The sequence below is a fragment of the Bacillus sp. S4 genome (assembly GCF_040838205.1).
Lineage (GTDB): Bacteria > Bacillota > Bacilli > Bacillales > Bacillaceae_G > Bacillus_A > Bacillus_A cereus_U.
Genome location: NZ_JBFPJI010000082.1, coordinates 1 through 13,190, shown reverse-complemented (window position 1 = coordinate 13,190; position 13,190 = coordinate 1). Strand labels below are relative to the sequence as shown.

The following is a 13,190-nucleotide window of genomic DNA, read 5'->3' as shown; positions in this document are numbered from 1 at the left end:
GTGTATGGGAAATTAATAATGCACAAAAAGATTGGGATGAAATAGAAAAGTGTAATTGTTTTATATGCTTATTTTTAGTGGTGATTTTATGTAGTTTTACAGAATTAAATTGATATGTAAATAAATTTAACAGAAAGGAATTGAATTATGAAAAAGATGAAAAAATCAATAAAAATTATTGGAGTCATTACTATACTATTACTAATCATAGCTCTATTATTTCCCACATGGACTTCGCAAATAAAGGGTAATAACAGTATAAGTACATTAGAACAAGTAGAGATAAATGGAAGTGATCATGAAATTATGATACGTGGCAAAGATAAGAGTAATCCAGTTATTATCTTTGTTCATGGTGGACCAGGTTCTTCAGAAATACCGTATGCTCAAAAATATCAAGACTTACTGGAAGATAAATTTACGATTGTTAATTATGATCAAAGAGCAAGTGGAAAATCGTATCATTTCTTTGAAGACTATTCAAATCTTTCATCAAATCTACTCGTGGAGGATTTATTAGCTATGACGGATTACGTTTCAAAACGTCTAGGCAAAGAAAAAGTAATTTTAATAGGCCATTCTTATGGTACATATATTGGAATACAGGCTGCCAACAAAGCTCCTGAAAAATATGAAGCATATATTGGTATTGGACAGATGAGTGATACAGTAGAAAGTGAGATGGATAGTTTAAACTATGTTATTGAACAGGCACAAAATGCTGGGAATGCGGATGAGGTTTCACATTTAAAAGGTTTAACTGAACAAATTAAAAATGGCGATACATATACCCCGCGAAATTATGTTGCGAAATACGGTGGAACTTCAAGACTTATTGAAAATCCAGATGGTGATAACATAGGGATGTTATTCAGTAATGAATATAACTTGTTTGACGTAATTCGTTATAACTATGGATTATCCTATTCTCAAACAGTTTTATTAGAAAAAGATTTAAAGAATCCATTACCTACTAAAGTAACTAAGCTGAATCTACCGTTTTATTTTCTTATGGGAAAATACGATTATAATACTTCATTTCTTGCAGCAAGAAAATATTTTGATATGATTGAAGCGGATAAAAAAGAATTTATTACTTTTGAGAAATCAGCTCATTATCCGCAATTTGAAGAGAAGGAAAAGTTTTATAAATGGATGTGCGAAACATTCGTCAAGTAAATCAAATGTATCCGAACTTTAGGAAATTAAAAAAATTGAGAGATTAAGTAGGTATTAGCAAGAATTTTAAAGATTTTAGATAAATATCCACGACAAATTCGTGAAGCGAAGAAAAATGTAAAGACTCTTGTATTTATGAACAAGGGTCTTTTTTTTAGCTTGTTTTTTATAAAGAAGGAAAAGATTGGATAATGGTCGAAAAATATAACAAGACTTCCGATAAATAACTGAAATAATAATATTTTGTCGAGAGAAAGGATATTGAGTATGAAAGAAATGCTACAGTTATTTTGAAAGAAAGTGTATGCACGCTTTTTTCTAGCAAATATTTTAGAGCGACTCGGTTCTATGATTGCCGGAATTTCTTTAATGTTTTACTTGTTAGATCAATACGGTGCAGCAACAGGTATTAATCCAAATGGTAAATAGTTTGTATGCTCTATTTGGTTTATTATTATCTGTTACGTGCCTTTATCAAGCTATATTACCTAGTGGGTAAAAGAGAGTGCAGGGTATAGCTGAAGAGATGTAATATGTCTAACTTTTTATTTCTGAATATTCTATTAAATGGCAAGGGGAATAGTTATGTTGATGCGAACTGCTAAGTGGTGTGGAATTACTTGTTTACAATTATTTGCTGCAATCTTATGTATAATCTGTCTAGGTGCGCTCCCTCGGTTATTTAAGGGAATGCAAATTGATTTAATCGGTTTTTGGGATGCAATCATAAATGTAGGAGAGAAATTACTTCATCCAACTGAAATTACATATGGGTTTCAGGTACCGAAAAAATTGTTTCCGCAAATTTGGATTCATTATATTGAAACGATGATAGTATTTCTTTCAGCTTTTTTACTTTCTTTATGTATAGCATATGTATTTGTTGTTTTTGTGCTGCAGCGTTCTCATATGAAACAAAGAATTTGGAATGGGATTTTTCTAACCCTTGAGAGCATACCAGATATTTTACTTATTTTATTATCGCAACTTCTTGTCATACTTATTTTTCAAAAAACAGGATTTATGCCAATCAAACTTGCTGGATTAGGGGAAGAAAGAGTACGTTTGTTACCTATTATATGTCTTACAATACCAACAACGTTATTGTTTATTAAACTTTTGTTATTAAGGTTCAGAGAAGAATTAGAGAAAGATTATAGTATGTTTGCCAAGAGTAAAGGGTTAAGCTTACGACATATTTTGACACATCATATTTCAAGAAATGTTTTATTGACGACAGTTTATTATGCGAAAACAAATATTTTATTTATGCTATCCAATTTATATATTATTGAATGGATTTTTAACACATATGGAATGTTTGTATTCGTAAAAGAACATTCAAATACAGAAATTTTCACAGTAAGTTTAATTATATTATATGTACCGATCTTTATCTTATTTCGTTTATTACATACGCTTTTACAAAATGTTATAAAGGAGCGTGTATAATATGTGGCAAGTTGTTAAAAGAGATGCAAGATTTTGGTTTGGTGTAACCTTTTTAAGTGTCCTTATGATTGTTAGTATTGGGAATACGTTGTTTTTCGATGGGAATATTCGTGAACTAACGATGATGTATAACGCAAAAGGAGAATTAGAGGTTGCTCCGTTTTCACCATCGAGTAAATTTTGGTTCGGAAGTGATGCGAAAGGCCGCGATCTTTTTCAACTAATAATAGAGGGAGCGAAATGGACGGTTGGTGCGAGTTTAATTATAGCGATTTTACGAGTAATTATTGGAGGGGGCATAGGCTTACTTCTCGGTATGTATAGTCGGCGTTCTTTTCCAATTATTTCGTCCTTTTTTGACCCATTCAGCATTGTACCAATGGTTATGATTTCCTATTTTATATTAAGGGGAGTTTTAATGTTCGACAGTGGAGAGGCAGCTGCTCCGTTTCATTTGCGAGTTGCGTTTCAAATTATAGTTCTTGCATGTCTTGCAGTACCGACAGTTATGTTGTATGTAGCGCAAGAAGTCAAGCGTATTAAGAAAGAAGAATTTATGTTGGCGGCAACAGTGCTTGGAGGAAGTAAGTGGCAAAGACTGAAGCGTCATGTATGGCCGCATATGTTACCATCATTTCTTTTATTAGTAGCCCAGCAATTTGTTAGCACTTTATTACTTCTCTTACATCTGGGTTTGTTGCGATTATTTTTTGGCGGAACAATAATCTTTGGCGGTATAGATGCAGATAGTGTAACAAAAGAATGGACAGGGTTAATTGGTCAAAACTTCCGTCACTTAACTACTCATACATGGATTGTACTTATTCCGATCTCTTTCTATAGTATGACAATCTTGTCAGGAAATCTTATTAGTAATAGTATGCAGGATGCAATTAAATTAGGGAATGTTAGAAGAGCGAAACGGAAGGATAAAGAAGTGAAAGTAGAGAAACAAATACAGCCTACCGTGAATGATTTTTCATTTCATAGAGAGGTATCAAAATAGGGAAAGGTAGCTGGAGACAAAAAGTTTTCAGCTACCTTTTTTATATTTTAAAGTGGAGGTAAATCAATCTTACCTTCTTCAAATAATTCTTTTATCATATGTTTCGTATAACCGGCTGCTTGACCAAATGTGATTTTTGCTGGCATTGGTGCTTCATTTACATCTACAACTACATCAATAATGCACGGTTTATTTTGTTTTACTGCATTTTCAAAGGCAGGAAGTAAGTCATCTAAATGTTCTACGCGGTATCCAATACCACCGCACGCCTCAGCATATTTTGCGAAATCAGGATTCGTTAAGTCTGTACCAAATTCAATATTTCCCATAACTTCTTGTTCAAATTTAATCATAGCAATTTTATTATTGTTTAATACAACGACAACGATTGGTAGTTTATATTTAACAGCTGTTACGAAGTCATTCATTGTCATTCCGAATCCGCCGTCACCACAAACTGCAAACACTTGTTTATCCGGGAAAGCAATTTGTCCAGCAAGTGCACCAGGTAAACCGCAGCCAAGTGTTGCAAGCCAACTAGAAATGATAAATTTCTGGTTTGTCATACGGAAGTGCCTTGCAGTCCATACTGTTACATTTCCGACATCGACTGAAAGAATTGCGTCATCTTCTGCTACTTTCTGCAGTGCATGCATAACTCGCTGTGGTTTAATTGGAGTCGAAGAATCTTCTTCTTGATTGTGTAATTTTTCTTCCCACTTTTTCATCATTTCTTGATGATGCTCTAAGAAGGAATGGTCCTCGTGTTTTTCTACATTTTCAATTAACCATTTTAATGTTTTATCAGCATCACCAGCTAAGCCGATATCTGTCGTATAACGTTTCCCGATTTGTGCGGGGTCTGTATCAATATGAAGTGTTTTTGCTTTTTCGGGTAAGAAACCAGTGAACGGATAAGAAGTGCCCACCATAATTAAAGTATCTGCATGTTTCATTGCTTCATAAGAAGGTTTCGTCCCGATTAATCCTAATCCACCGATACAAAGCGGGTGTTCATCAGGAACAATCCCTTTAGCTGGTAATGTAAGTACGATTGGAGCACCGATATGTTCTGCAAATGCAAGCAAAGACTCTCTCGCATGTTTAGCTCCTTTCCCGGCTAAAATAACAGGTTTTTTAGCTTCATTAAGTGCGAGTTTTGCTATAGCTAAATCTTCTTCTTGCGGAAATATTTCAGGTAATGTAAAGGAAGAGTTTGTAATACGTGCACCATTTTTCACTTCGAATTTCGGAACATCATCTGGAATTGTAAGAACTGATACACCTTTTTTTGTATATGCCATTCGAATAGCTTGATTCACTACAGCAGGTAACTGTTCAGCTGACATTATTCGTTGGTTATAAACGGCAACATCATCAAACATTCTTTCTAAGTTTACTTCTTGGAAAAAATCGGTTCCGAGTAAATCGGTTTCTACTTGTCCTGAAATTGCTAGTACGGGAGCTTGATCGAGTTTGGCATCGTATAAACCGTTTAATAAATGAATAGCCCCAGGTCCTGCAATAGCCATACAAACACCAAGTTTTCCTGTTAATTTTGCATAGGCTGCCGCTGCTAATGCGCCAGCTTCTTCATGGCGAACTTGAATAAATTTAATTTTATCTTGTTTTTTTCTTAAAGCTTCAATTATAGAATTGATGGAATCTCCTGGCATACCATATATGTGTTCTACACCCCAGTCAATTAAAAGATCCACTAATGCTTCACCGGCTGTTTTACCAAACATAATCGTTCCTCCTTATAATAGGTAGATACTATTATGTTTTGGAGAAAAAGGAAAAATATACAAGTAATATAACTTATTTGTTTTAGTGATGTCCAGTGAAAAGAGTGAAGACTGTTATTAGTAAAAATCCACTAATAGACCACGATAGAAACGGAAGGAAAGGTAGCTGTTTTTTTGCTTTCCAAAGCATTTCGTGAATTGTGACATAGCCAAGAGAACCAATTGCGCTTCCCATAATAAGTCCTTGTAAATGGAGAGCTTTCCCGTCCATCATAATGCCAAAAACAGTACCGGTCCCTAGGATAAGAGAAAGTAATAAAGTTGTTAATAAAAATGAAATGTATTTATGTTTTGTAAAGAGAAATGGAATAATTAAAGCTAACCCTTCTGGAATATGGTGAATGACAATCGCAAGTAAGAAAGGAATGGCAGAGTCATTATGATTTATAAACGCTGTTCCTAACGCAAATCCACTCGGCATATTATGAATGAATATAGCGAAAGAAAGAAAAAGGAAGGTTTGCCATGCTTGTTGATCTTTCTTATGTATAATCGGATGATGGCAATAGTTATCTAATAAGCTCATAACTAAAATACCGATAGCTATACCGAGCATAGGCCCAATTATTTCATAGCTTGAAAATGTTTCAGGAATAATTTCAAGTGATAATAATCCAAGTAAAATCCCACCACATAATGCGTATAAGCGATGCATCTTTTCTTCAATTAGTTGGCGTGTTGCTACTCCAACAGCACCTCCTAATAGTAATCCACCGAACGAAAAAAACGTAACGATTATTGGAATCCATAGACGTTCCATATTATCACACTCCGATTCTATACCCTTAATTTCAGCTTACTAATGGGGGAGGGAGATTAGTCCAAATAATTATGTTTGATTATAGAGAAAAATCTATCAACTCGTTACACCATTTGGTTAAAAAGGTATCTAGATGAAAGAAATAATGAGGAGCCTTGTTTGTTTATTACGGAAAGAAGGCCAAAAAGACGTATGAGTATTGATAACCTAAGATTTATTATCAAACGTATATCGAATCGTGCCGGGATTAAAAAGAGTATTCATCCTCATCAATTACGTCACAGCTATGCTACACATATGATTAACAACGGTGCGTCACTTGAAGTAATACAAAGCTTACTTGGTCATGAGAAGAGTGAAACCACGAGAATATATGCTCAGCTGAGCGGAAAGCTGAGACGCGATTTTTATATTGAATATTTTTGAAAGCTACTGAAATTAATCTTTAATCAAAATCGAGGCGTGCATATATAAAGACGTATCTTTTTGAATTGGGCCACTTAATGGAATATGCAGGAATTTCTTGAAAAGGTTTCGAAGTAGTTATTATACTGACGTTATTCAAAGGAGCAGGAAAATGCAAGAAAATATATCAATTCTTTTAAGTAATGTAAAATTTAAATAGTTGAGAAAGAGAAAGAAATATCAAAAATACAGAGGTGGCTTGCTTGCTAAGAGAAGAATTAAAGAAACGTGCAATATCGATGGTCAAAATTCCTAGTCATTTTCAACCTCTCATAGAGGAGTATGTTGAGCGAGAGAATGGAGAAGGGGAGGCTATTTTTTCATGGACAAACGAAGAACAAGATGAGGGTATTACTGTTAACCTAGATTTATCTGGTAATTTGACTGGTTTAACAATTGATAATAACGATAAAAATTCAGATGTGATTCCTTTAAATATAGAGGAAAAAAGAGAATGTGCCGAACAATTCTTACTTAGCAATTATCCTGAAGCATTAAAAGATTTAACATACTATAAAACAAAAAAAATTACTTGTGCAGACCGTTTTTACTATGAACAAATCGTTATGGACTTACCGTTAGAAAATGCTGGTTGTTATATTGATATAGACCTCGCGGGGAATATTGTTAACTTTACATATAAAGGTGTGAAAAGGATTCTTGTTATTCCAAAAATGTTGATTTCAAAAGAAAAACTGGTTGAACACGTACAAAATAGACTTAATTTTCAACTGACAATTGCAAAGTTGTCTACTGCTACTCATGATGTAGCAGTAGATGGACTCCGTCTTGTGTACGAACCTGAGCAATTTTTTATGAAATATAAAGCTGACGTTTTGAAACCAACGTTAACGATTATACATGACGAAGACGCTCCGCAAACATATGTCTTGCTTACTCCTCCTTCGAGTACGACCGTACGAAAAAATTTATCTATTGAAGATATCATTGGTATTACCGAGAGGATGGAAGTCATTCGTGAAGTAGATATGGGAGAAGAAACGGGCATAGTGTGGCGTAATCGGGACTGGGAGATGAAGGAAGGGGATTTATCTATAAATGACTTTTTCAAAAGACAGTCAGAAGATACAGTTAAAGCCTTCATTTCAAAGAAAACTGGTAAAATCAGAAGCTTTATGTGGTTTAATGAACGAAGTGGCGATCTTAGACTTAGTCGTGAGGCATGTTATCAAAAAGCCATTGCGTTTTTACAAATGATTGTTCCAGATTATTATCGGTATTTACAACTGATTGTTCGAGAAAACGAGGAAGAAGAGGATGATTCTTCAATGAAAGAATCATTTACATTCCATATGCATAACGGTCATGGTATACCAATTCAACTTGAATTAGTTATGATTGTTGTTAATCGTCAAACAGGACAGGTTGATCATTATAGTGGACCGCGTTTTGATATGGAACAATTGAGCCAAATCCCTGTTGAACCGGTTATTTCTAAAAAAGAAGCAAGTGAAATATTTATCAATCATTTGGATTTTGAATTAGCTTGGAACAAAAATTATGATAGTGAAACAGAATCCTATATCCTTGTTTATCGAGCGTGTGATCGTCATTCCAGGACCTCCATCCAGTACATTGATGCCATGACTGGAGCAGTTATTTCCAATATAGATAAATAACATGTGATGACGTCAAATTGCACAGGTTCAAAGGGACAAAATTAACTAACCAAACTACAACTATGTTTTCTTATTAAACTAAATCTATAGTTAATTAAGAATTAAGTGATTTTAAGATAGTTATTCCATTAAAGGGCGCGATTGTTGAACAATACAGACAGAAAATGATCAAACTTTTTTATAAAAGCTAAATAATTAATCTCAAAAGTTGAATCCATTTTGATCAATCTTGAACAGCTCCCACCCCAAGGAATGGGTAGGAAATGGACAAATGAGTAGGGGGAGATAAATGGCGGTTAGGCAAAAGCCTAAAGGGTCTTCTTGTTGAAGAATTAGTATAAGGTATCGTAATCAGTTCGTTCTTACATCTACGGAATTGTTCCATTGTAAAAGTTTTATCACCAATGAAAAGTGAAAAATATAGAAAAGATAAAAACTAAAACGGTAGCCGAAACTATCGTGTTAGTTTTTATCTTATTATTTGTTCCGTAATAAACGCATACTGTTAAGGATTACAATAAGTGCAGCGCCTGTATCACTTAGGACAGCCATCCAAAGAGTAAGCCAACCTGGGAAGATAAAGGCAAGGGCGATAAATTTAATAATCAATGAGAACCAAATATTTTGTTTTATGATGTGCAATGCTTTCCGACTTAGTTTCATTGTATAAGGAAGTTTTTCAAGATTATCTGCCATTAATACAATATCTGCCGTTTCCATTGCGGTATCAGTTCCTGCACCGCCCATTGCAATCCCTAGGTTTGCAGTAGCGAGGGCAGGGGCATCATTTATGCCGTCCCCAATCATAGCCACTGTTTTTCCTTCAGATTGAAGTTGTTTGACAGAATGAACTTTATCTTCTGGAAGTAAGTTAGCAAAATAGCGATCTACTTTTGCTTTCTGTGCAATGTGTTCTGCGGTTCCTTCATTGTCTCCTGTTAACATAACAGTTTCCCGAATACCTGATTGTTTTAATTCTTGAATTGTTCCATAAGTAGTAGAACGAATGGAATCTGCTACTGAAATCATTCCTAAAATGACTTTGTTCGTTCCAACAAGTATCACGGTTTGACCAATTCTTTGCATCTCCTGAATCGGTTCGTTCCACATTTGAAGTGAAACTCCAAAACCTTCATATAATGCTTTATTTCCAGCGTAGTATGTTTCGCCATCTATCGTTACTTGTGCACCTTTTCCTACAATGGTGCGGAAGTCTGTTCCGCTTTGGATAGAAGTTTGATGCTCTTTCGCATATGCTGTAATTGCTTTGGCAATGGGATGATTAGAGTATTCTTCAATTGTTGCTGCGATGGATAATAACGCATCTTCAGTACAATCTACGCTGCGTACATACATTACTTTTGGTTTTCCTTCAGTCAATGTTCCTGTTTTATCAAACGCAATAGCATTTAATGAACCTGCGATTTCTAGAGCAGTACCACCTTTAATGAGTACACCGTTTCTTGCTGCATTTCCAATTGCAGATACAATAGCAACAGGAGTTGAGATAACTAAAGCACAAGGACACGCAACAACAAGAAGTTCTAATCCTTTATAAAACCATTCCATCCATTCGCCCATACCAAGAAGGGGAGGGATAATCATGACACCAATTGCTAATACAAAAACGATAGGTGTATAGATTTTTGCAAAACGATCAACAAATGCTTCTGTCGGTGCTTTATTTTCCTGTGCTTCCTCTACAAGGTGAATAATTCGAGATAACGTAGTATCCTCAACAAGTTTAGTGACTGTAATCTCAAGAGAACCTTCATCATTAATCGTTCCTGCATATACGGAATCACCAATTTGTTTATCAATTGGGATAGATTCACCAGTTATCGGCGCTTGGTTTACAGTAGAAGTGCCTCCTATAACTGTGCCGTCTAATGGGATTTTTTCACCTGGCTTTACAACAATCGTTGTATTTACTGCAATATCATCAACGGATTTTTTTATAAGTTCAGTTCCAATTTTTATCCAAGCTTCTGATGGCGCTAAATCAATTAATCCACGAATAGATTCTCGTGTATGTTCAATTGATTTATTTTGTAGCGTTGCCCCTAATGCAAATAACCAAACAACTGTTGCGCCTTCTAGCCATTGACCAATTAATGCAGCACCAATAGCGGCTGATATCATGAGAACGTTCATATCGAGCGATTTACTTCTAATTGCATAAAAGGCACTTTTAGCAGGTTTATAACCACTAATACCAATGCTCATAGCATAGAGAAGTGTAATAAGAAGAGGGGATATGATTGTAAAACTTCCTCCAAATCCTAAAGCTAAAAATAAACCTGAGAGAATCAAAGTTGTATATTTTGATTTTGAAACAGGTGTTGCCCCCCTACGAGCTCCAGCTAGAGACGCTTCAAATCCTGCGTTAGACACTTCTTTTATAATGTCATCCACATTCCGGTCATGACGAATATGCATTTTTCCAGTAGCAAAGTTTACTCGAACTTCTTCCACGCCAGAAACGTTGTGTAGATGCTTTTCGATTGTTAAAGCACATGCCCCACAATCCATACCTTCTACAAGATAAGTTTGTACGCCATCTCCTGATATTTTTTGAGTATTAAGAAGAGGTGATGGGTCACTACAGCAAGAAGATTTTGATGTCACTGGTTCTTTGGGTAGGTCTAATTCAGATGAACAACAGGTTTCAGTTTTAATAGAATTGTTACTACTACAGCAAGAGATTTCCTTAGTAATAGGGATAATTGGAATCTCTTTTTTTGAAGAGCAACACGATGAAGTTTCCGTTGCTAATTCTTCTTTTGTGGGTGCTATGGAAGAATCTTGACAGCAATTCGCTTGTTTTCCGCTCATCTTTTTATCTGTCATGTCAGTTCTCTCCTTTTTGAGATAAACAACCATCGTTTTTGTCACATGATGCTACTTCATTTTGTACCTCATGAAAGACAACATCGAACATTGTAAGTAACTGTTCAATTTGTGTACTGCGTAAGGAATAGTAGACATATTTTCCTTCTTGTCTACCTAGGATGATGCCGCATCCCTTTAAACAGTTCAGATGTTGTGAGATATTTGATTGATTTCCTTTAGTGATTTCTACAATTTCGGATACCGTTTTTTCACCATCTAACATACATTGAAGAATCTGAAGTCTTGTTTTATCAGCAAAGCCTCGAATAAATTTGGCTTTAATATCTAAGTCATTTGAGTTGCACAATCGTATTCACTCCAATCGTATTAGTCATTACTAATGTGTTTATTCTTCATTCATATTAGCATTGGCTAATATGTGTGTCAAAGTGTTTTCGAAAAGTCTGATAAAAATTACTGCACTTTACTTTTTACTGTGAGAAGGAATGTAAATAATGAACAAAAAATAATATAATTAGTGGCAGCGGAGGGAATGGTATAGTGTTTGGTGCACGCATTAAGAAATCTAATGAAACAGGGGAGAGAAGTTCTTTGTTTAATTTTCAGGGTATTTCAAATGTTAACGTTGACTGGGATTTATTTCTCATGCTAACATATAGATAATTTAATCAAGGCGGTGGAAATGTATTGGACTCAGATGTTGACTCGGATAGGTGGCTAAATGACCTCGATTTTCTCAAAGTACCTCTCATCATTTTGAGAATGTAGATTGTATTCAATCTCATGTTAAAGTGTATGAAATTGTAGGTATGGAAAGAGAAAATATATCAGGAGGTGAATCCTTTAGTTTCAAGGAAGCTAAGGGAATTAGTTGGACATATTTAATTTAATCATGGTAGCGGTTTTAATCGCATGTACTGCATTTTTCGTGGCAATTGAGTTTGCTATTGTAAAAGTAAGAGGATCAAAGATTGATCAATTTGTATTAGAAGGAAAGAAGGGTGCGCTAGCAGCTAAGAAAGTGACATCAAACTTGGATGAATATTTGTCAGCTTGTCAATTAGGGATTACAGTTACAGCAATGGGACTTGGGGCACTAGGTGAACCAACGATTGAGAGACTTTTACATCCTTTATTTGATAAGTGGAACATCAATCCTTCCATTGCAGGTGTATTATCTTTAGGAATTGCTTTTACTATTATGACGTACTTACATGTTGTAGTTGGTGAATTAGCACCAAAAACATTCGCGATTCAAAAGGCTGAGAAGGTTACTTTATTACTTTCGGCTCCGCTTATCTGGTTCTACAAAATCATGTATCCGTTTATTCGCTTGTTAAATGGCTCTGCAAGGATGATAACAGGAATGTTCGGCTTAAAACCTGCATCAGAGCATGATGTAGCACATACAGAAGAAGAATTACGATTGATTCTTTCTGAAAGTTATGAACGTGGAGAAATTAATCAGGCTGAATACAAATATGTAAATAATATTTTTGAATTTGATAATCGTATTGCGAAAGAAATCATGGTCCCTCGTACAGAAATTATAGGGCTACATGTAGATAATTCTTTAGCAGACCATATGAAAATAATCCGTGATGAAAAGTACACACGTTACCCAGTATTTGGGGAAGATAAAGATGAAATCATTGGTATGGTGAATGTGAAAGATTTCTTTATCCGTTATATGAATAAGGAAGCAAAAGAATTCAGTTCTATTCAATCGTATACGCGTCCAGTAATTGAAGTAATTGAGACCATACCAATACATAATCTTTTACTACAAATGCAAAAGAAACGTATTCCGTTGGCTGTGTTATATGATGAATACGGCGGTACGGCTGGTATTGTAACCATTGAGGATATTCTGGAAGAGATTGTAGGAGAAATACGTGATGAATACGATGAAGATGAGCGTCCGCCCATTCAGCAAATGAATGAAGGTCATGTTGTCGTAGAAGGTAAGGTATTAATTAGCGAATTAAATGATTTACTAGGATTACATATGAATGATAGTGATGTTG

Annotated in this window: 9 protein-coding genes and 2 pseudogenes; 7 read left to right on the top strand and 4 right to left on the bottom strand. The window is 35.0% G+C overall.

From position 1 onward, the window contains the following. The first annotated feature begins 147 nt into the window (after positions 1–147). The 4 genes and pseudogenes from AB3X48_RS10935 (at position 148) to AB3X48_RS10920 (ending at position 3,637) form a co-directional block, all read left to right on the top strand. Positions 148–1,179, top strand: a complete 1,032-nt coding sequence (locus tag AB3X48_RS10935) for an alpha/beta hydrolase (protein ID WP_016104803.1) — start codon at positions 148–150, stop codon at positions 1,177–1,179. 267 nt (positions 1,180–1,446) lie between these two features. Further along, positions 1,447–1,575 (top strand): annotated as a pseudogene (locus AB3X48_RS10930) (MFS transporter); the annotation flags it as partial. Positions 1,576–1,764: 189 nt separating this feature from the next. Beyond that, the gene (locus AB3X48_RS10925) at positions 1,765–2,631 is read left to right on the top strand and encodes an ABC transporter permease subunit (protein ID WP_246908463.1); all 867 of its coding nucleotides are present in this window, start codon (positions 1,765–1,767) and stop codon (positions 2,629–2,631) included. A 1-nt stretch (position 2,632) separates the two neighbouring features. Continuing rightward, complete coding sequence (locus tag AB3X48_RS10920; RefSeq protein ID WP_016104805.1) at positions 2,633–3,637, top strand: ABC transporter permease subunit; 1,005 nt, start codon at positions 2,633–2,635, stop codon at positions 3,635–3,637. Between the two features lie 47 nt (positions 3,638–3,684). Here the strand turns inward: AB3X48_RS10920 and AB3X48_RS10915 are convergent, their stop codons facing one another. Together AB3X48_RS10915 and AB3X48_RS10910 are read right to left on the bottom strand one after the other, a co-directional pair. Next, positions 3,685–5,385 (bottom strand): pyruvate oxidase, encoded by a 1,701-nt coding sequence (locus tag AB3X48_RS10915; RefSeq protein WP_002109846.1) that lies wholly within the window; start codon positions 5,383–5,385, stop codon positions 3,685–3,687. 82 nt (positions 5,386–5,467) lie between these two features. Then, the gene (locus AB3X48_RS10910) at positions 5,468–6,205 is read right to left on the bottom strand and encodes a ZIP family metal transporter (RefSeq protein WP_002031888.1); all 738 of its coding nucleotides are present in this window, start codon (positions 6,203–6,205) and stop codon (positions 5,468–5,470) included. 99 nt (positions 6,206–6,304) lie between these two features. On the opposite strand from AB3X48_RS10910, the pseudogene AB3X48_RS10905 reads away from it, so the two are divergent. Then, a pseudogene (locus AB3X48_RS10905) lies at positions 6,305–6,631 on the top strand (tyrosine-type recombinase/integrase); the annotation flags it as partial. Between the two features lie 242 nt (positions 6,632–6,873). Further along, positions 6,874–8,310 (top strand): YcdB/YcdC domain-containing protein, encoded by a 1,437-nt coding sequence (locus AB3X48_RS10900; protein ID WP_016104806.1) that lies wholly within the window; start codon positions 6,874–6,876, stop codon positions 8,308–8,310. A 477-nt stretch (positions 8,311–8,787) separates the two neighbouring features. Here AB3X48_RS10900 and AB3X48_RS10895 read toward each other — a convergent pair whose 3' ends face one another. Beyond that, positions 8,788–11,160 carry a heavy metal translocating P-type ATPase gene (locus AB3X48_RS10895; protein ID WP_088099058.1) on the bottom strand — a complete coding sequence of 791 codons (2,373 nt, stop codon included), beginning with the start codon at positions 11,158–11,160 and terminating at the stop codon, positions 8,788–8,790. Position 11,161: 1 nt separating this feature from the next. Beyond that, positions 11,162–11,509 (bottom strand): ArsR/SmtB family transcription factor, encoded by a 348-nt coding sequence (locus tag AB3X48_RS10890; protein WP_002109853.1) that lies wholly within the window; start codon positions 11,507–11,509, stop codon positions 11,162–11,164. Positions 11,510–12,034: 525 nt separating this feature from the next. On the opposite strand from AB3X48_RS10890, the gene AB3X48_RS10885 reads away from it, so the two are divergent. Further along, positions 12,035–13,190 (top strand): hemolysin family protein (locus AB3X48_RS10885; protein ID WP_367959466.1); only part of this gene is annotated, 1,156 nt, incomplete at its 3' end.